Raw genomic sequence first — 23,497 nt, forward strand, 5'->3', positions numbered from 1 at the left:
GTCGGCGAGCGAGACCGGGATCGCATACGGCGTGAGCAGGGCGCCGGCCACCCGGGTGTCGTCGGCGACACCGGCGATCGGAAGGCCCGCAGATGCTGCGAGCTTGAGCTGCGTCTTGGCGTCGAAGAAGCGCTTCGGGGCATCCGACGCCAGCCAGGCGGCGAAGGCGACATAGTCGCCCGTGCCCGCCTGGAAGGGCACGAACACGCTGTCGTCGAGGGTCGAGAGGCCGAAGCCGCTGAGGCCGGCCGGCCCGTGCTCGAACTGGACGCCGACCGGCTTGCCCGCGGCGCCGGCAAGCCAGTGGGCGAGCTCCTCGTCGAGGAGAGTGCGCACCGGCGGCAGTGCGCTGCCGGGAGCCGCAGCGACGGCCGAGTCGTCGCCGGGCGCGGCGACGCCGGCGTTGAGCCCGGAGCGCAGCACCCGGTCGAGCAGGCTGCGGAACTGGAGCCTGCCGAACACCGCCGTGACCGCGTCGGGGTCGAGGGGCCTCATGACCAGGTCGGCCGGGCCGAGCGGCAGCTCGACCGTGCGCACCAGCTCGTTGAGCCGGCGGTTGCGCAGGGCGTTCTCGCGATAGGTGCGCAGGTTCTCACCGACCACGCCGGTCACGTCGTCGGCGTGGGCGAGGATCTGGTCGACGGTGCCCCACTCGTGGATCCACTTCGCCGCGGTCTTCTGCCCGACCTTGGGGATGCCGGGCAGGTTGTCGCTCGTCTCGCCGACGAGCGCCGCCATCTCGGGGTACTGCGACGGCTCGACGCCGTACTTCTCGATGACGGCCTCGCGGTCGTAGCGCTTGAGCTCGGTGACGCCCTGCGTGTTCGGGTACAGCAGCGTCACGCCGGGCCGGATGAGCTGGATGGTGTCGCGATCGCCCGAGACGAGCCGCACGTCGAAGCCCTGTTCGGCGCCCTGGTGCGAGAGCGTCGCGAGGATGTCGTCGGCCTCGAAGTCCTCTTTGACGAGCCAGGGGATGCCCATCGCGTCGAGCGCCTCCTCGAGCAGGGGCACCTGGCCCTTGAACTCCTCCGGCGTCTCGCCGCGGGTGCCCTTGTATTCGGGGTACTCGCGGGTGCGGAACGAGTACCGCGAGATGTCGAAGGCGACGCCGATATGGGTTGGCCGTTCGTTCTTGATGAGATTGAGAAGCATCGCCAGGAAGCCGTGGATGGCATTGGTGTGCTGGACCTTGCCGTCGATCACCGTCGAGAAACTGTCGAGCGGAAGCGCGTAGAACGCCCGGAATGCCAGCGAATGGCCGTCGATGAGGAGAAGGGTAGGCTTCTGCGCGTCAGGCACGCGGCCAGCCTACGGCTGACCGCCGACGCTGGGCGCCGACGAAGGGATGACCGTGGCGGAAGACCATCTCGACTGGGTTCTGGCACGGGGGTCCGGCGAGTTGGCCGCACGCATGGGCATCGAGTTCCTGGAGTTCACCGAGGAGCGCGCCGTGGCGCGGATGCCCGTTGCGGGCAACACCCAGGCGCTCGGACTCGTGCACGGCGGGGCGTACGTGGTGCTCGGGGAATCCCTCGGCTCGATGCACGCCAACCTGCTCGCCGGCACTGGCCGTTTCGCCGTCGGGATCGAGATCAACGCCACGCACTCGGGCTCGGCCCGCGCGGGTCACGTCACCGGAACGGCGATGCCGTTGAGCGTCGGCCGCAGCCTCATCACCCACGAGATCGTCGTGACGGATGACGCGGGGAGACGCCTTTCGACGATCCGCATCACCAACTTCATCCGCGACGCCAGGTAGCCGGTTTCAGCGCCGGAGCCGCAGGGCGAGCAGGGGGCAGAGCGCCTCCGCGTCGCGCGCCGCGTCGGACAGCCGGGGAGGAATCGGGACGTCCGACGGGCTGTCGCCGTCCTGCAGCACGCCGGGCCGGGCGATCGGGTAGCCCCACTCGTCGCGCTCGATGACGGCGCCGAGCAGTTCGGTGCACAGGCCGCGCCCGTCGCATCGCGTCCAGTCGATGTGCAGGCGGACGGTGCCGGCCATGATGTCACGTGCGCTCACGATGCGCTTCTTCTCGCAGCATGCAGGCAGTGTCCCTCGGTGTGCTGCTCGAGGTCGTCCGCGAACACGCGCGCTGCGCTCCTGCTGAGGCGGACGGTTCCGTCGGGGTGGGCGCACGCACCACGGCCGTTCACCGCGATGGCGAGCCCGGCGAGGCGGGTTCGGACTGAAGGATCCGGGACGCCGGAGGCGAGGTCCCGCCAGGTCGAGGCCAGGGCGGGCAGACCGAAGCGGCACGGCCCGCACTGCCCGGCGGATTGGGAGGCGAGGTAGTCGATGATCTCGGCGGTCGCGGCGATGCCGCAGCGGCCCTTCGCGAGGGTGACGAGGATTCCGGCGCCGGGCGAGGCGCCATGAGCTGCGAGGCCCTGCCTGCTCATGGGCACGCTGAGGTCCTCCGCGGCGATCCAGGCGCCGTGGTATCCGCCGACGAGGACGGCGCGCAGGCCGTCGGGGTCCCAGCCGGCGAGCCGGAGGATCTCGTCGACGGGCATTCCTCCCGGAACCTCGAGGACCCGGGTCTGCGCCAGGTCGCCGCTGACGGTGACGAGGCGGGTGCCGGGGTCGTCGACGGTGCCCGCCGAGCGGAACCACTCCGATCCGTATCGGGCGATGAGCGCGATGTGCGCGAGCGTCTCGACATTGTGCAGCAGCGTCGGCCTTCCGGCGAGACCTGCGGTGGACAGGTGCGCGACATGGTCGCGGGGCACGGCGAGGCCGCGCTCGATGGCGTTGACGACCGCGGTGGCTTCACCGGAGACGAACGCGTCGGGGGCTTCGAGGAGTTGGATGCGCGCGGCCTCCTTCGCTCCGCCCCCTCCCGCCGCTCGACGCTCGTCGATCGCGGCTGCGACGGCTTCGAGCCCGTCCCTGCCCGCGTAGAGGTAGCAGCGGTGCGCTCCGACCGCGGCGGCGGTGGCGAGGATGCCGTCGATGACGAGGTGCGGTGCGTTCCTGAGGAGCACGGCGTCCTTGCGGCTCGCCGGTTCCCCCTCCGCTCCGTTGGCGATGACGACGGGGCGCTTCGACGTGTCGGCGTCCGCCGTCGCCATGAGCTTCCGCCACGCCGGAAAAGCGGCGCCGCCGCGCCCGGTGAGGCCGGAGCGCTCGAGTTCGGGCAGGAGCGTCGAACTGATCGACCGGGGGTCGAACGCGCCGAACGTGGCGAGGTGCGTCGCGAGGTCGGCCAGATGCCCCGCGGCGAGCAGGCGAGGCGGGATCGGCGCGGGCGACAGGCCGACCCGCTGGCCCGGTTGGGGATAGTGAACTGCAGCGGTGGTCATACCCTGGTCTCCTGCCTGATGGTGGAACGGTCGCGGTAGAGGTCGTCGGTGCGCTGTCGAACGGCGGCCGCCTCGTCGAAGCGCCGGGAGAGGCGCCAGACGATCGAGGCGGCGACCGCGGCGCAGCAGACCGCTCCGAGGACGAGGAACCAGACGGCGGCGCCGTTCGTCCCCGAACCGATGGCGTGCGCGAGGGCGATGGGCCACAGCGCGTAGGCGCCCCAATGCACGGCCTTGAAGACGCGGGCGCCGATACGCCGCCGCAGCAGCGCCGTGACGACGACGGCGATGACGAGGTCGACGGCCACGGTGCCGAATCCCACCCAGGCGGGGTTCTTCGCCGCGGAGGCGAACGGCACCACGACGTCGATCACGGAGAGTTTCGCGTAGCTGTCGAGCAGCAGCGTGCCGACGTGGAGAACGGTGAACACCGTCGCGGCGAGAGCGATGTTCCGATGGATGAGCTGCACGGAGAACCGCGGGATGGCGGGCAGCGGCCGCCCGGATCTCGCCAGAATCCCGAGCACGACCGAGATGGTCAGAAGTACGAGGGCGACGATTCCGCTCGCACGTCCGAACGCCCACATCGCGTTATCGAACATCGACGGCCCCCTCCCGAATGCTCTCCTGGTCGGGCCAGCCGCCGAACCGGTGGATCCTGCCCGACGAGTCGACGAGCCGCGCTGCAACACCGGCAGAGGTCAGGAGGGTGCCCGCGGCGCGTCTGCGGACGATGGCTGCCGTGCTCAGCGCGTTCGCCTCGAGACAGGTGGGCGCGGCGACCGTCGCGGTGCGCCAGGTCTCCGCGGCGGGCAGGCCGCTGCGCGGGTCGAGGATGTGATGCATCCAGCGGCCGTCGGCCAACCACCGCCGATGCAGAGTGCTCGACGTGGCGATGGCGCTGCCGGGCTCGAGGGAGACCTGCTCCGCGGGTTCGCCCGTCCGGTCCTGGACGCGCACCTGCCACGGCGCGCCGCGCTCGCCGGCGGTCGCGATGTCTCCGCCGAGAGCGACGAGGACTCCGACTCCCAGTTCGTCCGCGACGCGCCCGGCGACGAGGTCGGCGGCGACCGCCTTCGCGGTCGCTCCGAGGTCGAGGGCGAGGCCCGGGGGAACGGTGAGCCGCCGCCCGTCGAGGCGGATGCTCCGCCACGCGGCCACCCGGCCGGGGAGGACGGTCTGCGAGATCCGCACCCCGTCCGGCCCGGCCTGGCGCCGCACCTCGCGGAGGTCTCGGTCGTAGCCGAGGGCGGCGATCGCTCCGCCGAGGGTCGGATCGACATCGCCTGATGTCCACTCCGCGGCGTCGAGGGCCGCCCGCACCAGGGTGGCGAGCAGGGGCGAGACCTCGTCGCCGTCGCGGTGCGCCTCGGCGATCCTGCGGACCTCCGAGTCAGGACGGAAGCGGCTGCAGGCGAGGTCGACCTGATCGAGCACGACTTCGGCGATCTGCGACGCCTCCTCGAGCCTCTCGGCGTCGGTGACGACGAGCGAGGCGTCCAGATTCCACACCCGCCAGTCGGCGCGGGCCTCGCGCGGAGGTGCGAGCGTCGTCATTCCGGTCACGATCCCGCCGAGGTGACCTGCGGGGCACCGCCACCGCCGGCGCCCACACCGGGGTTCTGCACCGTGCTGGCGGTGGAGTTCTGCGTGGTGCTCGAACTGGTGGAGGACGTCGGATTCGGCGCCGCGGGGCTGCTCGACGAGGAACTGCTGGACGGAGAGGACGACGGGCTGCTGGAGGGCTTCTTCGGCGACGGGGAGCTGCTGGACGGGCTCGTCTTCGACGTCGACGACGAGGTCTTCGCCGCGGCGCTGCTGCTCTTCGTGGCCTCGCCATGCCAGAGCGCGGCGCCGATGAGGGTGGTGGCTCCGACCGCGAGCGCCGTGACGGCGGTGCCGGTGACGGCGGCGATGCGGGTACCGCGGCTTCTGAGGCTCATGCGAGGCTCCTCGGGTCTGGGGCGTTGGGGAACGATTTCCAGACTGGGCGCCGATTCTTCCGCAATTCTTACGGCTGCTGAGAGAAAGCCGAAAGGAGCCTATTCATTCGCCATGCGGGGCAGATGAACCGTGATGAGGCCGCCGCCCTCGGGGGCTTCGCCGATCTCGACTCGTCCCCCGTGACGCGCAGCGACCTCGTCCACCAGGGCGAGCCCGAGGCCGTAGTGCCGGCGTCCTTCGCCGGTCTGCGCCTGCTGCGGTGCCGCCCTGAGGCTGGCGAAGCGCTCGAAGACCCGCTCTGCCGACCCGGGCGGGAAACCGGCACCATCGTCGGCGACCTCGAGCACCGCCTCCTTGCCCAGTGCCGCAACGCTCACCCTGACGCGGGTGCGGGCATGATCCAGCGCATTCGAGACGAGGGCGAGCGTAAGCCGGTAGAGCGCCGCCCTGGTGCCGAGCACGGTCACGTCGTCGTCGCCGACGCGGTCGACGACGAGATCTCGGGCCTCCGCCGCGGCGGCGACGGAGCGGACCGCCTCATCGACGATCTCGCCGAGCGCGACGGGCGCATGGTTCGCGTCCTGGCGGGGGTCGGCTGCCACGAGCAGGTCGTCGAGGATCGCCGTGAGCGCCTTTGCGTCGCCGACGACCTCGCCGAGGTTCGTGCGCTGTTCCGGGGAGGCTGTCCGGGCGAGCAACTGCACCCGCGTGCTGAGGAGGGTCAGCGGAGTGCGCAGCTCATGGCCCGCGTCGGCGACGAAGCGACGCTGCAGCGCGAGCGCTTCCGCCATGGGGCGCATGGCCCGTCCGGACATCCACCAGGCGGTGAGAGCGGCGAGGCCGATGCCGGGGACGCCGGCGAAGAGCAGCGCGAAGAGCAGACGGGTGAGCGCCTCGTCTTTCTCTCGGGTGCTGAGCGCGACTTGAACCACCCGGCCCGAGTCGGCCGCGGTTCTCACCGCGAAGCGCTCCCCGCCGAGGGTGAGCGTCTTCTCGATGACTCCGCCCGAGGCAGCGACCTCCTGCAGGATCGAGGTCACGGGGAATCCGGAGGGCGCGCGGTCGGAGACGACGAGGCCCGTCGAGGTCTGGATGGCGAGATAGGTGCCGGGCGGTGCGTCCTCGGCCGAGTCGAAGCGCGCGGCGTACTGAAGGGCCTGCACCTGGGCTTCGTTGGCGCTGAAGGCGACGATCCCGACGACGACACCGCCGATGACGACGAAGAGGCCGCTGATGAGAGCGGTGAAGGCGATGGTCAGCCGTCTGGCGGCCCGTCGCAATCCGGACACCTCGCGATTGCCGAGAAGACGCGCCTTTGCGCGTGTCACCGGGCAGCTCCGAGGGCATAGCCGACGCCGCGCACCGTGAGGACGCAGCCGCGCCCGAGCTTCTTGCGCAGGTGGTGGACGTAGGCGTCGACGACGCCCGTCTCGTCCGCGTCCGCGAAGACGCCGTCGACCAGCTCCTCGCGCGTGAAGACCTGGCCGGGGCGTCGCGCGAGCGTGGCGAGCAGGTCGTTCTCGCGCTCGGAGAGCCGGATGGTCGCGCCGGAAGCCGTCACGACCTCGTGGCGTTGCGGGAACAGCGTGCCGGCCGGCACCCGCAGGCCGTCGGTCGGTGCGGCCGACTTGCGGCGCAGCACCCGCAGCCGGGCGAGCAGCTCGTCGATGTCGAACGGCTTCGCCAGGTAGTCCTCCGCGCCGCGCTGCAGGCCTTCGACCCGATCGGAGGGATTCCCCAGCGCGGAGAGGATCAGCGCCGGAACCGTGTTGCCGTGGGCGCGCAGCGCCTCGATGACGTCGAGGCCCTCGCGCCCGGGAAGGCCCCTGTCGAACAGGAGCAGGTCGAACCGGCCGGTCATCGCCTCGTGGAGCGCCCGCTGGCCGTCGTGGACGACCGTCACCGTGTAACCATCGGACTCGAGCAGCGACGCGAGCAGCTGCGCGAGCCGCTTGTCATCCTCGGCGAGCAGAACGCGCGCAGACTCCGTGGGCACGTTCCGAAGTATAGGAAGAGCCGATCGGTTACTTCTTCGTCGGAGCGAGCTGCTCGATGATCGCCTTGGCGACCTCGTGCATGGTCAGGCGGCGGTCCATCGAGGCCTTCTGGATCCAACGGAACGCATCAGGCTCGGAGAGCCCCATCTTTTCGGTGAGGAGCCCCTTCGCCCGGTCGACGAGCTTGCGGGTCTCGAAGCGCTCGGCGAGGTCGCTGACCTCCGCCTCGAGGGCGATGATCTGCGCGTAGCGGGCCAGCGCGATCTCGATGGCCGGCAGCAGGTCGTTGGGCGTGAACGGCTTCACCACGTAGGCGAGCGCACCGGCCTCGCTCGCGCGCTCGACGAGGTCCTTCTGGCTGAAGGCGGTGAGTAGCACGACCGGAGCGACGTGGTTCTTCGCCAGGCGGTCGGCGGCCTCGATGCCGTCCATGCGGGGCATGCGGACGTCCATGATGACGAGGTCGGGCTTGAGCTCGGTCGCGAGGGCGACGGCGGTTTCGCCATCCCCCGCCTCACCGACGACGTCGAAGCCGTTGTCGCGCAAGATCTCGACGATGTCGAGGCGGATGAGCGCCTCGTCCTCGGCGACGACGACACGCCGTGGCACCTCCATTGCGGTCTCTTGGTCGGTCACGATTCCAGCCTACGGGATGCCTTGCGTGCCCGGGTCAGCCCCCGCCGGCGGTACGCTGGGCCCGCAGGCCGGTGTGGCGGAATGGCAGACGCGACGCACTCAAAATGCGTTGTCCGCAAGGGCGTGTGGGTTCGACTCCCACCACCGGCACCGCCAGGGAATCGGCATCCGCCCCGTGCGGTTGAATGGGGCGTGGACTTCTGGGCGAGCTTGGGCGCCGGCCTCACCGAGGCCTTCGCCATGTTCTGGGAGACCCTGTGGGCGCTCGTGCTCGGTTTCGGGCTCTCCGGGGCGGTGCAGGCCTTCGTCTCCCGCGAGCGGATGCAGCGCGCCCTCGGCGACCACCGGCCGCGGACGATCGTCAGAGCGTCCCTTTGGGGCATCGTCTCGTCGTCCTGCTCGTACGCGTCGGCCGCGCTGACGAAGACGCTCTTCGCGCGGGGCGCGGACTTCGCAACATCCCTCATCTTCATGATCGCGAGCACCAACCTCGTCATCGAGCTCGGGCTGGTGCTATGGCTGCTCATGGGGTGGCAGTTCGCGCTCGCCGAGTTCGTGGGAGGCGCGATCATGATCGCGCTGCTGGGGCTGCTCGCGCCGCGTCTGCTGGGGCCGCGCCTCGCCGCCGACGCGCGCGCTCACCTGCAGCAGGCGCCGAACGGCCACGCCGGCGAAGCCGACCACACCGGTCACGACCACGCCGAGGCCGATGTGCCGATGCGCAGCGCCATCCGCAGCCGCGCCGGCTGGTCCGACGCCGCCGCCTACACGGTGAGCGACCTGCGCATGCTCTGGAAGGAGCTGCTCATCGGATTCCTCGTCGCGGGCCTGCTCGCGGCGTTCGTGCCCGCGACGGTGTGGCAGGCGGTCTTCGTCACCGGCGGCGGCTTCTGGTCGAGCCTCGAGAATGTCATCGTCGGGCCGTTCCTCGCCATCATCAGCTTCGTGTGCTCGGTCGGCAACGTGCCGCTCGCCGCCGCTCTCTGGCACGGCGGCATCTCGTTCGGCGGCGTCGTCTCCTTCGTCTTCGCCGACCTCATTGCGCTGCCGCTGCTGCTCGTCTACCGCCGCTACTTCGGCGGCCGGGTGACGCTGCGCATCCTCGGCGTGTTCTGGCTCACGATGAGCGCGGCCGGGCTCGCCGTCGAGTACCTGTTCCGGCTGGTGCGCATCCCCGAGCCGGACACCCGCGACGCCGTCTCTCACCTTGCGATCGGCTGGAACCTCACGACCTGGCTGAACATCGCGGCGCTCGTGGCGTTCGGCATCCTCGTCTGGCTGTTCCGCACGCGCGCGGAGAGCACCAGGTACGCCATCGATCCCGTCTGCGGGATGCAGGTCGAGATCGCCAACGCGCCGGCGCACCGCCGCCTGGACGGGGTCGACCACTGGTTCTGCTCCGACAGTTGCGCGCTGAAATGGGACAGGGCGCACGGGGCGCCGTCCGCGCCCGAGCCGGGGCGCCGCCACAGCCTGCTCTGACACGCAGTACGCGCGTGACACCGCCCTGGTGTGGGCGTCGATGCCCGTAACCGCGACGTTGCAGGTCTGCCTGAGACAATGAGTTCATGACCGAGCACACCGCCGCCGCGCACCGCGCGCGCCCCGACGCCGCGGCCGAGCACGTGCAGGTCCGCCCGGCCGCTGAAGGCGGGAAGCAGGCGACGGATGCCTCGGGCCGGCCGCTCCTGCAATTCGCCTCGCCGCGTCGCTCGCAACCCGAGACGCACCTCGCCGATCTGACCCTCGAGGAGCGCAAGGCCCGCGTCGTCGAACTCGGCCAACCGGCCTTCCGGGCCGTCCAGCTCTCGAACCACTACTTCGAGCGTTTCACCGCCGACCCCGCCGAGATGACCGATCTGCCGGCATCCGGCCGCAACGCCCTCGTCGAGGCGATGCTGCCGCCGCTGCTCACCGAGGTGCGGCGGCTGCGCACCGACGCGGGCGAGACGATCAAATTCCTCTGGCGGCTCTTCGACGGCGCCCTCGTCGAGTCTGTGCTCATGCGCTACCCCGGCCGCGTGACGCTGTGCGTGTCGTCGCAGGCGGGCTGCGGCATGAACTGCCCGTTCTGCGCCACCGGCCAGGCCGGCCTCACCCGCAACCTCTCGGCGGCCGAGATCGTCGACCAGGTCATTGCGGCGAATCGCGCCATCGCCCAGGGCGAGCTCGGCGGGCTCCGGCAGAGCGGCCACAACGCGCCCAAGGTCACCAACATCGTGTTCATGGGCATGGGCGAGCCGCTCGCCAACTACAAGCGGCTCATAACCGCCATCCGGCGCATCACGGCTCCCGCACCCGAGGGGCTGGGGCTCTCAGCGCGTCACCTCACCGTGTCATCGGTCGGGCTGGTGCCCGCCATCCGCAGGCTCGCTGACGAGGGGATGCCGCTCACCTTCGCCCTGAGCCTGCATGCCCCGGACGACGAGTTGCGCGACGAGCTCGTCCCCATCAACGACCGCTGGAAGGTCGACGAGGCGCTGGATTCGGCCCGCGAATACTTCGAGAAGACCGGCCGGCGCGTCTCCATCGAGTACGCGCTCATCAAGGACATGAACGACCATGCCTGGCGTGCCGACCTGCTCGCCGAGAAGCTCAACGCGCGCGGGCGCGGCTGGGTGCACGTCAACCCCATCCCCCTCAACCCGACGCCCGGGTCGATCTGGACGGCGTCGACGCCGCAGGCGACGGCGGAGTTCATCCGGCGCCTCGACGCCGCCGGCATCCCGACGACGCTGCGCGACACCCGCGGCAAGGAGATCGACGGGGCCTGCGGTCAGCTCGCCGCCGTAGCGGGCTGACGGGCCTCAGCTGCCGCCGGGAGCGGCGGTTCCGATGAAGTTGAAGAAGTCGATGTGCTGGTGCGTGCAGTAGTCAGGGAACTGGTTGAGGTTCGCGAGCGCCAGGCCGGCACGGCAGTTGCTCTGACCGACGTCGACGCCCGAGGGCACGACGGCGTTGAGCGACTTGAGGAAGAGGATGTCGTTCGCATCGCCGCCCCAGACCGACTGGCCGTCGAACTCGAAGAAGTCGATGGCGTGCCCGCCGCCGTCGATCCAGTGCGCGGAATCCGTCCCGGCTCCGACGATCTGACCGGTGCAACGCCGGTTCACCGAGCTGATGCCGACCTCGTTGAAGAGCTGCAGCGCGATGATCACGGCCTGCAGTACGCGGTAGTCGACGCCGCAGTTCACGACCGCCTTGCCCTCGGCGATCCACTGGAACTGGGGCAGCGCGCTCGGCGCGATGAAGCGGATGCGTCCGGCGTTGTAGGCGTCGATGATCTCCCGCCCGAGTTCCTGCGCGCTCGCGGTCACCGGGACGGTGACCGCGGCAGCCGTGATGGAGTCGGCGAGGTTCACCGGCCCGCTCGTCGCCGAGAAGGCGTCGTCGACGGTCTGCGAGTCGGTGCCGGTGACGAGGCCGAGCGACTGGTACTGCGCTTCGAGTGCCCGCTGCGACTCGACGTCGCGGCCGGTGACGGCGTAGGAGGGCAGGCTCACGGTCGCGCCGACGCCGACGAGGATGACGAGCGCGAGGGCCTTGAACCAGCCGCGGTTGAGGCTCGTCACGAGGGTGCGCTCGCGCACTGCCTTCGGGGTTGCCGCCTTCCGGGCGGCAGCGGGAACGGCCCGGGAGACCGCCCGAGGAGCTGAGGCGGGAACCGGGCGGCGGGGACTCACGCGGGGAGTTTCGACGGCGACGCTAGCCGAGCGTCGCTCATGTTCGTGCCGCTCCCGGCGAGACGTGAACACCGGCATGCCGGGCTCACGAGCTGCGTCGAGGACGTCTACGCTCACGCGTTCGAGCCTTTCCTGTGCGGTTCGGGTCCCGCATCCCTCAGAGGCTACCGGCGCGTTACCGGATTGTCACCTTCCGGAACACCCCCGAACGGGGCGCAGCGCGCATCACTCGGTGGCGAGAGCCCACGGGATGTCGGCGAGCTCGCCGACCGTCCCGATCCAGGCGAGCTTCTCCTCGCGACTCGCACCGTCGGCGTGGTACGAGAGCACCGGCTGGCGCCTCGCGCCGCGCACCGAGAACACGACCGATGCGCCGCCCGCGCCACCGGCGCCGAACACATTGCCGCCCGCCGAGGCGCGCGCGGTCGGCGTGCGCGCCCGTTCGCCCCGCAGATCGAGCACGTAGATCTGGTCAAAGTCTCGCTGGAAATGGTCGCGGCGCTGCGCGAACAGCTGTGAGCTCGTGACCGTGCGCGGCAGGATGAACGCGGTCAGGCCGCGTTCGCCGAGCTGCTCGCCCGCCCAGCTCAGCGTCCTGGCGAGCGAGCCGTGCCGCGGCGGGTTTCCCACGATGACGCGGATGCCCTCCCGGCGCGGCAAGTCGATGAGAGTGGCTTCGTCGGCGCGGAACTGCACCGGCATCCGCAGCCCTTTCGCGGCGAGAGCCGAGCCGATGATGAGCCGCGCGGCCTTCGCCGCCTCGGGATCCATCTCGAGGTTGAGGATGCGGCCGACGCCGTGCACCCGGATGAGGCGGTCGGCGAACACGCCGATGCCGGCGAAGGGGTCGACGAGATCGGCGTCGAACAGCGACGAGCCGAAGGCGTGGTCGAGGAGCTCCGCGGCGATGCGCCAGACGAAGTCGACGAGCGCCGTCGGCGCGAATCCGATGGTCTTCGAGTACGCGGTGACCGAGAGCACCTCTTCAAGCACGCGCTTCACGACGACCCGGCGGTGCTCGTCGTCGCGCGCTGCATCGAGCGCGTCGGAGACGTCGACGTGGAAGGGGCGCAGGTACTCGGGCGGCAGGCGGGGCGGCAGTGGCGGGAAGAGCAGCGGCGCGAGGCCGCCGATGACGTCGTGTCCGTCGGCGACGGCGCGCTCGATGGCAGGGAAGTGTCGGACGAACGCCGGTTTATCGCGCGTGCGGTCGTCGAGGGACAGGTGCGCGTCGCGACGGCTCACCCTGGCAGCCTAGAGCCGACGCGCCGATGGGCGGCGGTGGCGGCGCCCTCCGATAGCGTGGATTCCGATGTCGATGCCCCGCCGCGAACTGGTCGGCGCTCTCACGCAGTTCGTCGCGGAAGTGAGCGTCGCCTTCGGTTCGTCGCTCGCCGGGCGCGTGATTCCGGTGATCGGCGCGGTGCCGGTCGCGGCAGCTCGTCAGCTCGTCCTCATCGCCGTGCTCGGGCCGTTCTGGCGGCCGAAGCGCTCCGACTTCCTGTGGCGCAACCTCTGGCCGGCGCTCGCCCTCGGCATCGCGCTCGCGAGCATGAACCTGTTCTTCTACTTCGCGATCAGTCGCATGGACCTCGGGGTCACCGTGGCGATCGAGTACCTCGGCCCGTTCGCGGTGGCCATCGCCGGGTCGCGCCGGCTCATCGATGCGGTGTGCGCGCTGCTGGCCGCGGCGGGCGTCGTGCTCTGCAGCGGCATCGGCGGCCCGGTGGACGTTCTCGGCCTCGTGTTCGTGCTCTGCGCCGCGGCCGCGTGGGCGGCATACATTCTGCTCACCCGCCGCGTCGCGCACAGTCTCCCCCGCCTCGGAGGCGCGACGATGGCGGGCATCGTTTCGGCGATCATCCTCGTGCCGATCGCCTGCGTCGTCGCGCCGTGGGGCGCGTTCACCGGGCGCATCTGGGTGCTGCTCCTCGTGCTCGGGGTCATCTCGTCGGCCATCCCGTACAGCCTCGACTCGTTCGTCCTGCGCCGGCTGTCGGCCCGGCTGTACGGCATCCTTACCGCCCTGGCCCCTGCGATCGCGGCAGTGGCGGGGTTCCTGGTGCTGGGCCAGCGCCTCACCGTGCTCGAGGCGGTCGGCATCGCGCTCGTCAGCGTCGCCGCGATCGTGGCCGTCGCGAGTCAGCGCGGCTCCTCCACCTTCCCCGAACCCATCGACTGAGCCCCCCCCGCCCCCCCGGCCGCCCGCCGAGATCCCCCGAAACGACCCTTCCCTGCTGCGGAAAGGTCGATTCGGGGGACTTCGGTCCTAGATGAGGGCGGCGCGGAGTGCGCCGCGAACGCGGCGGGTGACGGAGCCGGGGTCGCCGAACAGGTCGTCGGCGTGCACTCGGATCACCCGCCAGCCGGCATCCTGGAGCAACTCGTAGCGCGTCAGGTCGCGTCGCCACTGGGTGCGGTCGCTGCGGTGCTGGTCGCCCTCGTACTCGATAGCGATCTTGAATTCCGGGTAGGAGAGGTCGGGATGCAGCACGAGCCCGCCGACGGATATCGGGTAGTGGATGACGGGCTCCGGCAGGCCTGCGTCGACGAGGAGTACGCGCAACAGCGACTCCGGCCTGGAGTCGGGGCCGCTCCTGACCAGCGGAAGCGCGGCGTCGAGGACGCGCCGCCCCCGCCGCGATCCGTGCGCCGCGACCGCCGAAACGAGCCCGGCGACGGTGCTGAGCGCCTCGCGATGCTTCGTCGTGGTGACCAGGAAATCGCCGGCTGCGACGAGCTCGGGTAGGCCCAGTGCGGTCGACAGCTGACACCACAACGTCGCGGGGGCGATGACCGGCAGGCCGTCGACGAAAATGATGGGAGGGAACGCGTCGCTGCGGTGTCCAAGGACCCCGGCGCGGTTCCGCGGTTTGCCACGATGGGTCAGGTGGAGCTCTGGATTGCTCCCGATGGCACCCGGCAGATGCCCGCCGAGCAGCAGGAACCCGGTGCTGTGGCTGAACGCCTCGCCGGGTCTGAGCAGCGGCTCGAAGGCGCGGCAGCGGTCGAGCACCGCATCCTCGTCGAGGCCGAGGGAGATCACCCCGTGAAAGAGATGCTGGAGACTCGCGCCTTGCGCCTGCTTCATCGATAGCCCGTGACGGGTGCGATCGCTGCTGAGCGCGGCGGCGTGGTCGAGGTGGTCGGGATGCTGGGCTCTTCGCGGCATCCCGGCATCAGACAGGGCCGTCTCGCCAGGGCCGACGGCTCCTCCTCAGTGCGCCGAGATCCCCCGAATCGACGCCTCTTGTGGAGGGAGAGATCGATTCGGGGGATCTGGGTGACGATGCGAGACGAGGCGATGTGCGCGACGACCCGCGCCGGGCAGAGGGCCCGCGTGCAACAGGCTCAGAGGTTCTGGTAGGCGGGGGCGACCGCGTTGTGGGCATCGCCCAGCCGGTAGACGCGCATGTCGTTGGTCGTGCCGGGAACGCCGGGGGGGGATCCGCTCACCACAACGACCTTCTCTCCCGAGGCGGCGAGGTCACGGCCGAGCAGCTCGTCGTCGACCTGGCGGAAGAACTCGTCCGTATAGGTGACCTCGCCCACGAGGTAGGACTGGATGCCCCAGATGAGTGCCATGCGACGGCAGGTCGCGGCATCCGTGGCGAACGCGCGCATCGGGATCTTGGAGCGCAGGCGCGCCATGCGGCGCGCGGTGTCGCCGGATTCGGTGAACACGCAGAGGAACTTCGCCCCGACGAACTTGGCGACCTCCTCCGCGGCGAGCGTCACCGCGCCGCCCTGCGTGCGCGGCTTCGTGCCGAGCGGCGGCACGCGCTCGAGGCCGTGCTCCTCGGTGGACTCGATGATGCGGGCCATCGTCTGCACGGTGAGGACGGGGTACTCCCCCACGCTCGTCTCGCCGGAGAGCATGACCGCGTCGGCGCCGTCGAGCACCGCGTTCGCGCAGTCGGATGCCTCGGCACGGGTCGGGCGCGGGTTCGAGATCATCGACTCGAGCACCTGGGTCGCGACGATGGCGGGCTTCGCGAGGCGGCGGGCGATCTCGATGGCGTGCTTCTGCACCACCGGAACGGCCTCGAGCGGCAGCTCGACGCCGAGGTCGCCGCGGGCGACCATGATGGCGTCGAAGGCCTCGATGATCTCCTCGAGTGCGTCGACGGCCTGCGGTTTCTCGATCTTGGCGATGACGGGGATCCGGCGCCCCTCCTCGGCCATGATCTCGTGCACGCGCACGATGTCGGAGGCCGAGCGCACGAAGGAGAGCGCGACGTAGTCGGCGCCGAGTCCCAGGCCCCAGCGCAGATCGGCCTCGTCCTTCTCGGAGAGGGCGGGCACATTGACGGCGACGCCGGGCAGGTTGATTCCCTTGTTGTTCGACACCGGGCCGCCGACGACGACCTCGGTCGTGACGCGCGGGCCGTCGACCGAGAGGACTTTGAGGGCGACCTTGCCGTCGTCGATGAGCAGCGGGTCGCCGGGCTTGACGTCGCCGGGCAGGCCCTTGAACGTCGTCGAGGAGATCGCCTTGGTGCCGATGACGTCCTCGGTGGTGATGGTGAAGATGTCGCCATCGGCGAGGTCGTAGGGCCCGGCCTCGAACTTGCCGAGGCGGATCTTGGGCCCCTGCAGGTCGACCATGACGGCGACGTACTTGTCGGCGTCCTCAGCGGCCTTGCGCACGTTGGCGTAGACCGCTTCATGGACGTCGTGGCTGCCGTGCGAGAGATTCAGGCGAGCAACGTCCACTCCGGCCTCGATGACCGCCCGGATGTTCTCATAGCTGCTCGTCGCCGGCCCGAGGGTGGCGACGATCTTCGCTCGTCTCACTGTGCTCATTTCTGGAAAGTATCGAAACGATTCGTGCGGACACTTCAGGTTAGAGACTAATGGCTCTATCGGTCGGCGCGACGGGTTTCGGCAGGCGCGATGCGCCCTCGAGGTAGGCGTCCACTTCGGCGGCGGCGGCGCGGCCCTCCGCGATCGCCCAGACGATGAGGGATTGCCCGCGGCCGGCATCCCCCGCGGCGAAGACGCCGGCCTGGTCGGTCGCGTACTTCGCGTCGCGCGCGACATCGCCACGGCCGGTGAACGGCACCTCGATCTGCTCGCGCAGGGCGTCCTGCTCGGCGCCGGTGAAGCCGAGCGCAAGCAGTACGAGGTCGGCGGGGATCTCGTGCTCGGTGCCGGCCTTGGGCACGCGCCGTCCGTCGACGAACTCGGTCTCGGCGACGCGCACCGCGCGCACCTCGCCCGCCTCGTTGGGGAGGAACTCGACGGTCGAGACGAGGTACTCGCGGGCGCCTCCCTCTTCGTGCGCGCTGGAGACCTCGAAGAGGTGCGGGGTCATCGGCCACGGCTCGTGGTCGGGGCGCTCCGACGGCGGCTGCTTCCCGATGGCGAGGTTCGTCACCGAGGCGGCGCCCTGACGGTGCGCGGTGCCGATGCAGTCGGCGCCGGTGTCGCCCCCACCGAGGACGACGACGTGCTTGCCCTCTGCTGTGATCTGGTTGTCGACGGCCTCGCCCGCGCCCGCCCGGTTCTGCTGAACGAGGTAGTCCATCGCGAAGTGCACGCCAGTGAGGTCGCGGCCGGGAACCGGCAGATCGCGCGGCACGGTCGCACCGGTCGCGATGACGATTGCGTCGTAGCGCTTGCGCAGCTCGCCCCAGGCGATGTCCTTGCCGATTTCGACGCCGGCGCGGAAACGCGTGCCCTCGGCCGTCATCTGGGCGAGACGTTGGTCGAGATGGCGCTTCTCCATCTTGAAATCGGGGATGCCGTAGCGCAGCAGCCCGCCGATGCGGTCGTCGCGCTCGTACACGGCCACCGTGTGGCCCGCGCGGGTGAGCTGCTGGGCCGCGGCCAGGCCCGCTGGGCCCGAGCCGACGACGGCGACGGTCTTGCCGGTGAGCCGGCTGGGCGGCTGCGGCTGCACCCAGCCCGACTGCCAGGCCTGGTCGATGATCGACACCTCGACCTGCTTGATCGTCACCGCGGGCTGGTTGATGCCGAGCACGCAGGACGATTCGCAGGGCGCCGGGCAGAGCCTGCCGGTGAACTCGGGGAAGTTGTTCGTCGTGTGCAGGCGCTCGATCGCCTGGCGGCCCTCGCCGCGCCAGGTGAGGTCGTTCCACTCCGGGATGAGGTTGCCGAGCGGGCAACCCTGGTGGCAGAACGGGATTCCGCAGTCCATGCAGCGGCCCGCCTGGCGGCGCAGCGTCTCGCCGTCGCCCTGCTCGTAGACCTCTTTCCAGTCCATGAGGCGCACCGGCACCGGGCGCCGTTTGGGCGTCTCGCGCTCGGTGACCTTGAGGAAGCCCTTGGGGTCAGCCACCTGTCACCTCCAGAATCCGGGTCCATACGACGTCTCCGTCGGGGTCGAGGCCCTCCGCGATCGCGTTGGCGCGCGTCTCGAGCACCGCCGCGTAGTCGCGCGGCAGCACCTTGACGAATTTCCGCGCCGTCTCGTCGAAGTCGTCGAGGAGATGGGCGGCGAGCGTGGAATCCGTCTCGACGCGATGCTTCTCGAGCAGGTCGCGGAGGATGGTGGCGTCGACCCCGTCGAGCGGCAGCAGCTCGATCTCGCCCGAGGCGAGCGACTGGGTGTTGACGCGTTCCCGGCGCAGATCGTAGACGTAGGCGGTGCCGCCCGACATCCCGGCTCCGAGGTTGCGGCCGGTCGCGCCGAGGATGACGGCGAGGCCGCCCGTCATGTATTCGAGCGCGTGGTCGCCCACGCCCTCGACGACGGCGGTCGCGCCGGAGTTGCGCACCAGGAAGCGCTCCCCCACGACGCCGCGGATGAACATGGTGCCCTGGGTCGCGCCGTAGCCGATGACATTGCCCGCGATGACGTTGCGTTCGGCGGGGAACACCGCGCGCCGGTCGGGGCGGATGACGAGCTGGCCGCCTGAGAGGCCCTTGCCGACGTAGTCGTTGGAGTCGCCCTCGAGGCGCAGCGTGATGCCGGCGGGCAGGAAAGCGCCGAACGACTGGCCGGCCGAGCCGGTCAACGTGACATCGATGGTGCCCGCGGGCAGCCCGTTCTCGCCGTGCAGGGTCGTGACCCGGTGGCCGAGCAGGGTGCCCACGGCGCGCTCGGTGTTGCGGATCGGCAGCGTGAGCTTGACCGGCGAGGCGCTGTTGAGAGCGTCCTGCGCGGCGGGCAGGATCTGGTTGTCGAAGTGCTTCTCGATCTCGTGCTTCTGAGCGCGGGTGTGCTTGCGCGGCTCATCGGCGGCGAACGCCGGGCCGACGAGCACCGGTGCGAGGTCGAGGCCCGACGCCTTCCAATGGTCGACCGCGCCGTCGACGTCGAGCAGGTCGCTGCGGCCGATCGCCTCGTCGAGGGTGCGCAAGCCGAGCGCGGCGAGGTGCTCGCGCACCTCTTCGGCGATGAACTCGAAGAAGTTGACGACGAACTCAGGCTTGCCGCTGAAGCGCTGGCGCAGCACCGGGTTCTGCGTTGCCACGCCGACCGGGCAGGTGTCGAGGTGGCAGACGCGCATCATCACGCAGCCCGAGACGACGAGCGGGGCGGTGGCGAATCCGAACTCCTCGGCGCCGAGGAGGGCGCCGACGATGACGTCGCGGCCGGTCTTGAGCTGGCCGTCGACCTGCACCACGACGCGGTCGCGCATGCCGTTGAGCATGAGCGTCTGCTGCGTCTCGGCGAGGCCCAGCTCCCACGGAGTGCCGGCGTGCTTGAGCGAGTTGAGCGGGCTCGCGCCGGTGCCGCCGTCGTGGCCCGAGACGAGGATGACGTCGGCGAGCGCCTTGGCGCTGCCGGCGGCGACCGCGCCGATGCCGCTCTCGCTGACGAGCTTGACGTGCACGCGGGCGTCGGGGTTCGCGCGCTTGAGGTCGAAGATGAGCTGCTTGAGGTCTTCGATCGAGTAGATGTCGTGGTGCGGCGGCGGCGAGATGAGGCCGACGCCGGGCGTGCCGTGGCGGGTGCGGGCGATCCACGGGTACACCTTGCCGGCCGGCAGCTGTCCGCCCTCGCCGGGCTTGGCGCCCTGCGCGAGCTTGATCTGGATGTCGTCGGCGTGGGTGAGGTACATGCTCGTCACGCCGAAGCGCGCCGAGGCGACCTGTTTGATGGCGCTACGGCGCTCGGGGTCGAGCAGGCGCGCAGTGTCCTCGCCGCCCTCGCCGGTGTTCGACTTGGCGCCGAGGCGGTTCATGGCGATCGCGAGCGTCTCGTGGGCCTCCTGCGAGATGGATCCGTAGCTCATCGCCCCGGTCGAGAAGCGCTTGACGATGGAGGCGACGGATTCCACCTCGGACAGCGGCACCGGCGGCAGGGCCCCCGTCTTGAGCTTGAACATGCCGCGCAGCGTCATGAGGCTCTCGGCCTGGTCGTCGACGAGCTTGGTGTACTCGCGGAACACGTCGTAGCGGCGCGAGCGCGTCGAGTGCTGGAGCTTGAACACCGTCTCCGGGTTGAAGAGGTGCGGAGCCCCGTCGCGGCGCCACTGGTACTCCCCGCCGGTGAGGAGCCGCTCGTGCACCGTCGCCGCCTGCTCGACCGGGTAGGCGACCTCATGGCGCGCCGCGTTCTCCTTCGCGATGACCTCGATGCCGACCCCGCCGAGCTTGCTCACGGTACCGGTGAAGTAGGTGGCGATGAAGTCCCTCGAGAGCCCGATCGCCTCGAAGGTCTGGGCGCCCGCGTAGGAGCCGACCGTCGAGATGCCCATCTTGGACATGATCTTGAGGACGCCCTTGCCGAGCGCCTTGATGAGGTTATTGACGGCCCTCTCGGGGGCGACGCCTTCGATCATCCCCGACCGGACGAGGTCTTCGACGGTCTCCATGGCGAGATAGGGGTTGATGGCGGACGCGCCGTACCCGACGAGCAGTGCGACGTGGTGCACCTCGCGCACGTCGCCGGCCTCGACGAGGAGGCCGACCTTCATGCGGGTCTCGGCGCGGATGAGGTGGTGGTGCACTGCCGCGAGCATGAGCAGCGACGGGACGGGTGCGAGGTCCTTCGTCGAGTCGCGGTCGGAGAGCACGATGAACTGCGCGCCGGCCTCGATGGCGGCATCCGCCTCGGCGCACATCTCGGAAAGGCGCGCCTTGAGCGCCGCCGCACCTCCGTCGACCGGGTAGAGGCCCTTGACGACGACAGTCGCCCGCACACCGGGCGCCGCCTCGACGTGCTGGATCTTCGCGAGCTCGTCGTTGTCGATGACGGGGAACTCGACGGTGATCTGGCGGGCGTGCTCGGGCCCGGACGCCAGCAGATTGCGCTCTGGGCCGAGGCCGATGCGCAGGGAGGTGACGACCTCTTCGCGGATCGAGTCGAGCGGCGGGTTGGTCACCTGGGCGAACTGCTGCTGGAAGTAGTCGAAGAGCAGGCGCGGACGCTCGCTGAGGACCGCGACGGGCGTGTCGGAGCCCATCGCGCCGAGCGGCTCGACGCCGGTCCTCGCCATCGGGGTGAGCAGGATGCGCACCTCCTCCTCGGTGTACCCGAAGGTGCGCTGGCGGCGTGTCACCGAGGCCGGGGTGTGCACGATGTGCTCGCGCTCGGGCAGGTCAGCCAGGTTGATGGAGTTCTGCAACCACTCGGCGTACGGCTCGGCGGCGGCGAGCTGGCTCTTGATCTCGTCGTCCTCGACGATGCGGCCCTCTGCGGTGTCGACGAGGAACATCCGCCCAGGGCGCAGCCGACCCTTGCGCACCACGCGGCTCGGGTCGATGTCGAGGACGCCGGTTTCGGAGCCGAGCACGACGAGGCCGTCGTCGGTGACGAGGAAGCGCCCCGGGCGCAATCCGTTGCGGTCCAGCGTCGCGCCGACGAGCGAGCCGTCGGTGAAGACGAGGGCGGCCGGGCCGTCCCACGGCTCCATGAGGGCCGAGTGGTAGGCGTAGAACGCCTTGCGCGCCGGGTCGATCTCCGTCGCGTTCTCCCACGCCTCAGGGACGGTCATCATGATCGCGTGAGGCAGCGAGCGGCCCGCCAGCGTGAGCAGCTCGACGACCTCGTCGAGGGACGCCGAGTCGGATGCCCCCTCTGTGACGATCGGGAACAGCGGGCGCAGGTCGCCCAGCGCCTCGGACTCCAGCTGCGATTGGCGTGCCCGCATCCAGTTGCGGTTGCCCTGCACCGTGTTGATCTCGCCGTTGTGGGCGAGCATGCGGAACGGCTGCGCGAGCGGCCACGACGGGAAGGTGTTCGTCGAGTAGCGCGAGTGGACGAGCGCAAGGCGGCTCGCGAAGCGCTCGTCGCTGAGGTCGGGGTAGAACGGCTCGAGCTGGAGCGTCGTCACCATGCCTTTGTAGACGAGCGTGCGGCTCGACAGCGACGGGAAGTAGACGTCGAGCTCGCGCTCGACGCGCTTGCGCACGCGGAAGGTGAGGCGGTCGAGTGCGATACCGGCCGGGCGCGTGCCACCTTCGGTCTCGTGGCCGGCGACGAAGAACTGCTCGATGTGCGGCATCGCCTCGCGGGCGAGCGTGCCGAGCTCGTCCGGGCGCACCGGCACCTCGCGCCAGCCGAGGACGGCGACGTGCTCCTCGGCGGCGAGTTCCTCGATGGCGGCCTTGACCGCGGCGCGATCGTCGAACCTCACCGGCAGGAACGCGTTGCCGACGGCGTACGTGCCCGCCGGCGGCAGGTCGAAGCCCGCCACCGCACGCAGGAACGCGTCGGGCATCTGGATGATGATGCCCGCGCCGTCGCCCGTTCCGGCGTCCGAGCCGACCGCGCCACGGTGCTCGAGGTTGCGCAGCGCCGTGAGCGCGAGGTCGATGATGTCGTGCCCTGCCGTGCCTCGGAGCGTCGCGACCATGGCGATTCCGCAGGCATCCTTCTCGCCGCGCGGGTCGTAGAGACCCTGCGCGGGCGGGATGGCGCTAAAGCGGGAGAAAGGCGGCAGAGACGCCATATCACCGTCCTCACATCGGGGGAAAGCAGGTCAGGCGGGACGTCATCGGCCCTGGGGCCGTGTCGGGGGTGTTACGGCCTATGGAGAAGTATTACGAGCCTGACGAGCTTTTGGCGAGGGCCGCGGTGTCGTACAACTCTACCTCGGACCCCGGTTTCACCCATTCCTGGCCCCGGCGGTACACGCTCGGCTCGATGCCGCGGTGGCGCACCTTCTGCACGACGATGATGATGACACCGAGCGCGGCAGCGCCGATCGCGGCCCAGACGTTGGTCGGAAGACCCCAGAACGAATACTCGCTCGGATCGATGCGGATCGACTCGAGGTAGGAGCGTCCGATGCCGTACCAGACGAGGTAGAGGCCGAAGAAGACTCCCCAGCGCGGCTTCCAGCGGCGCTCGATGAGGAGCAGCACGACGATGCCGGCGACGTTCCAGATGATCTCGTAGAGGAACAGCGGCTGGAAAAGGGTCCCGGCGGGCAATCCGACCGGATACGCCTTGTTCGTCGTCGGGATCTCAAGGCCCCAGGGCAGCGTCGTCGGCAGACCGAAGAGCTCGTTGTTGATGTAGTTGCCGAGGCGGCCGACGGATTGCGCGAGCAGCAGGCCCGGCACGAGGGCGTCGGCGAAGCTGAAGAAGCGCAGCTTCGTGAAGATCGTGGCGAGGTAGAGGCCGACGGCGCCGCCGATGAACGATCCGAAGATGGCGTTGCCGCCCTCCCAGATGTAGAGCACGTGCCACAGGTTTGCACCGGCGTAGAAGTAGTCGTGCGGGTGGGTGAGCACGTGGTAGGCGCGGGCGCCGATGATGCCGAGCGGCACCGTCCACAGCACGACGTCGAGCGTGATGCCGGGCTCGGCGCCGCGCTTCACGAGGCGCCGGTCCGTCCAGATCGCGGCGACGATGATGCCGAGCACCATGAAGAGCGCGTAGTAGCGGATCGTGAGAGGGCCCACGGTGAACGACTGCCACTCGGGGCCGGGGCTCGGGATGCTCACGAGGATGTGGGGCAGCACGTCCTTCATCCTAAGGGAGGGTACTGCGGCGCGGGGTGCGCCGCA

20 protein-coding genes and 1 tRNA gene are annotated in these 23,497 nt (G+C 70.2%); 6 read left to right on the top strand and 15 right to left on the bottom strand.

Annotated features, from left to right (window positions below; genetic code table 11):
• On the bottom strand, positions 1-1,302 hold a 1,302-nt coding region (locus M7D61_RS05670), incomplete at its 3' end, for a 5'-3' exonuclease H3TH domain-containing protein (protein ID WP_298228444.1).
• Between the two features lie 46 nt (positions 1,303-1,348).
• On the opposite strand from M7D61_RS05670, the gene M7D61_RS05675 reads away from it, so the two are divergent.
• The gene (locus M7D61_RS05675) at positions 1,349-1,762 is read left to right on the top strand and encodes a hotdog fold thioesterase (protein WP_298228446.1); all 414 of its coding nucleotides are present in this window, start codon (positions 1,349-1,351) and stop codon (positions 1,760-1,762) included.
• Positions 1,763-1,768: 6 nt separating this feature from the next.
• Here the strand turns inward: M7D61_RS05675 and M7D61_RS05680 are convergent, their stop codons facing one another.
• From M7D61_RS05680 to M7D61_RS05695, 4 genes are read right to left on the bottom strand one after another with little or no spacing between them, the layout of a single operon-like run.
• Positions 1,769-2,023 (bottom strand): ferredoxin, encoded by a 255-nt coding sequence (locus tag M7D61_RS05680; RefSeq protein WP_298228448.1) that lies wholly within the window; start codon positions 2,021-2,023, stop codon positions 1,769-1,771.
• Positions 2,020-3,306: an NADH-ubiquinone oxidoreductase-F iron-sulfur binding region domain-containing protein gene (locus tag M7D61_RS05685; RefSeq protein ID WP_298228450.1), complete on the bottom strand. Its 1,287-nt coding sequence runs from the start codon at positions 3,304-3,306 to the stop codon at positions 2,020-2,022. Before M7D61_RS05685 ends, M7D61_RS05680 begins: the two co-directional genes overlap by 4 nt.
• On the bottom strand, positions 3,303-3,908 hold the full coding sequence (locus M7D61_RS05690) for a ferric reductase-like transmembrane domain-containing protein (RefSeq protein ID WP_298228452.1): 606 nt from the start codon (positions 3,906-3,908) through the stop codon (positions 3,303-3,305). Before M7D61_RS05690 ends, M7D61_RS05685 begins: the two co-directional genes overlap by 4 nt.
• Positions 3,898-4,863 carry an FAD:protein FMN transferase gene (locus M7D61_RS05695; RefSeq protein WP_298228454.1) on the bottom strand — a complete coding sequence of 322 codons (966 nt, stop codon included), beginning with the start codon at positions 4,861-4,863 and terminating at the stop codon, positions 3,898-3,900. Before M7D61_RS05695 ends, M7D61_RS05690 begins: the two co-directional genes overlap by 11 nt.
• A gap of 72 nt (positions 4,864-4,935) precedes the next feature.
• On the opposite strand from M7D61_RS05695, the gene M7D61_RS05700 reads away from it, so the two are divergent.
• Positions 4,936-5,376 (top strand): hypothetical protein, encoded by a 441-nt coding sequence (locus M7D61_RS05700; RefSeq protein ID WP_298228455.1) that lies wholly within the window; start codon positions 4,936-4,938, stop codon positions 5,374-5,376.
• Here M7D61_RS05700 and M7D61_RS05705 read toward each other — a convergent pair.
• Genes M7D61_RS05705 through M7D61_RS05715 form a run of 3 tightly spaced genes read right to left on the bottom strand, consistent with a single transcriptional unit; the run spans position 5,349 to position 7,883 of the window.
• On the bottom strand, positions 5,349-6,578 hold the full coding sequence (locus M7D61_RS05705) for a HAMP domain-containing sensor histidine kinase (protein WP_298228457.1): 1,230 nt from the start codon (positions 6,576-6,578) through the stop codon (positions 5,349-5,351). The genes M7D61_RS05700 and M7D61_RS05705 overlap by 28 nt on opposite strands.
• Positions 6,575-7,246 (bottom strand): response regulator transcription factor, encoded by a 672-nt coding sequence (locus M7D61_RS05710; RefSeq protein WP_298228460.1) that lies wholly within the window; start codon positions 7,244-7,246, stop codon positions 6,575-6,577. The genes M7D61_RS05705 and M7D61_RS05710 overlap by 4 nt, the downstream gene beginning before the upstream one ends.
• A 28-nt stretch (positions 7,247-7,274) precedes the next feature.
• Positions 7,275-7,883 (bottom strand): response regulator, encoded by a 609-nt coding sequence (locus tag M7D61_RS05715; RefSeq protein WP_298228462.1) that lies wholly within the window; start codon positions 7,881-7,883, stop codon positions 7,275-7,277.
• Between the two features lie 67 nt (positions 7,884-7,950).
• Between M7D61_RS05715 and M7D61_RS05720 the strand changes: the two genes are divergently transcribed.
• The 3 genes from M7D61_RS05720 to rlmN all read left to right on the top strand — a co-directional run bounded on the left by M7D61_RS05720 (position 7,951) and on the right by rlmN (position 10,684).
• Positions 7,951-8,033, top strand: a tRNA-Leu gene (locus M7D61_RS05720).
• Positions 8,034-8,075: 42 nt separating this feature from the next.
• A complete protein-coding gene (locus tag M7D61_RS05725; protein ID WP_298228464.1) occupies positions 8,076-9,365 on the top strand; it encodes a permease in 1,290 nt (429 codons plus the stop codon).
• Positions 9,366-9,451: 86 nt separating this feature from the next.
• Positions 9,452-10,684 (top strand): 23S rRNA (adenine(2503)-C(2))-methyltransferase RlmN, encoded by a 1,233-nt coding sequence (rlmN, locus tag M7D61_RS05730; protein WP_298228466.1) that lies wholly within the window; start codon positions 9,452-9,454, stop codon positions 10,682-10,684.
• 6 nt (positions 10,685-10,690) lie between these two features.
• Here rlmN and M7D61_RS05735 read toward each other — a convergent pair whose 3' ends face one another.
• Positions 10,691-11,566: a hypothetical protein gene (locus M7D61_RS05735; protein WP_298228468.1), complete on the bottom strand. Its 876-nt coding sequence runs from the start codon at positions 11,564-11,566 to the stop codon at positions 10,691-10,693.
• Positions 11,567-11,791: 225 nt separating this feature from the next.
• On the bottom strand, positions 11,792-12,811 hold the full coding sequence (locus tag M7D61_RS05740; protein ID WP_298228470.1) for a hypothetical protein: 1,020 nt from the start codon (positions 12,809-12,811) through the stop codon (positions 11,792-11,794).
• 67 nt (positions 12,812-12,878) lie between these two features.
• On the opposite strand from M7D61_RS05740, the gene M7D61_RS05745 reads away from it, so the two are divergent.
• Positions 12,879-13,748, top strand: coding sequence for an EamA family transporter (locus tag M7D61_RS05745; RefSeq protein ID WP_298228472.1), 870 nt, complete (start codon positions 12,879-12,881; stop codon positions 13,746-13,748).
• An 87-nt stretch (positions 13,749-13,835) separates the two neighbouring features.
• Here M7D61_RS05745 and M7D61_RS05750 read toward each other — a convergent pair whose 3' ends face one another.
• From M7D61_RS05750 to lgt, 5 genes are all read right to left on the bottom strand, one after another.
• Positions 13,836-14,738, bottom strand: coding sequence for a DUF559 domain-containing protein (locus M7D61_RS05750; protein ID WP_298228474.1), 903 nt, complete (start codon positions 14,736-14,738; stop codon positions 13,836-13,838).
• A 179-nt stretch (positions 14,739-14,917) separates the two neighbouring features.
• Positions 14,918-16,363: a pyruvate kinase gene (pyk, locus tag M7D61_RS05755; RefSeq protein ID WP_298228476.1), complete on the bottom strand. Its 1,446-nt coding sequence runs from the start codon at positions 16,361-16,363 to the stop codon at positions 14,918-14,920.
• A 49-nt stretch (positions 16,364-16,412) separates the two neighbouring features.
• Positions 16,413-17,870: a glutamate synthase subunit beta gene (locus tag M7D61_RS05760; protein WP_298228479.1), complete on the bottom strand. Its 1,458-nt coding sequence runs from the start codon at positions 17,868-17,870 to the stop codon at positions 16,413-16,415.
• Positions 17,863-22,434 carry a glutamate synthase large subunit gene (gene gltB, locus M7D61_RS05765; RefSeq protein WP_298228481.1) on the bottom strand — a complete coding sequence of 1,524 codons (4,572 nt, stop codon included), beginning with the start codon at positions 22,432-22,434 and terminating at the stop codon, positions 17,863-17,865. Before gltB ends, M7D61_RS05760 begins: the two co-directional genes overlap by 8 nt.
• Positions 22,435-22,525: 91 nt before the next feature.
• Entirely contained in the window at positions 22,526-23,449 is a 924-nt protein-coding gene (gene lgt / locus M7D61_RS05770) for a prolipoprotein diacylglyceryl transferase (protein ID WP_298228505.1), read from the bottom strand.
• Positions 23,450-23,497: the final 48 nt, after the last annotated feature.

Origin of the sequence: Gryllotalpicola sp. (assembly GCF_027352875.1) — a bacterium.
GTDB lineage: Bacteria > Actinomycetota > Actinomycetes > Actinomycetales > Microbacteriaceae > Gryllotalpicola.

Coding starts and splice junctions, on each gene's coding strand:
- M7D61_RS05750 (WP_298228474.1), bottom strand. CDS start 14,738: ATGCCGCGAAGAGCCCAGCATCCCGACCACCTCGACCACGCCGCCGCG.
- M7D61_RS05745 (WP_298228472.1), top strand. CDS start 12,879: ATGTCGATGCCCCGCCGCGAACTGGTCGGCGCTCTCACGCAGTTCGTC.
- rlmN (WP_298228466.1), top strand. CDS start 9,452: ATGACCGAGCACACCGCCGCCGCGCACCGCGCGCGCCCCGACGCCGCG.
- M7D61_RS05690 (WP_298228452.1), bottom strand. CDS start 3,908: ATGTTCGATAACGCGATGTGGGCGTTCGGACGTGCGAGCGGAATCGTC.
- M7D61_RS05685 (WP_298228450.1), bottom strand. CDS start 3,306: ATGACCACCGCTGCAGTTCACTATCCCCAACCGGGCCAGCGGGTCGGC.
- M7D61_RS05675 (WP_298228446.1), top strand. CDS start 1,349: ATGACCGTGGCGGAAGACCATCTCGACTGGGTTCTGGCACGGGGGTCC.
- M7D61_RS05695 (WP_298228454.1), bottom strand. CDS start 4,863: ATGACGACGCTCGCACCTCCGCGCGAGGCCCGCGCCGACTGGCGGGTG.
- gltB (WP_298228481.1), bottom strand. CDS start 22,434: ATGGCGTCTCTGCCGCCTTTCTCCCGCTTTAGCGCCATCCCGCCCGCG.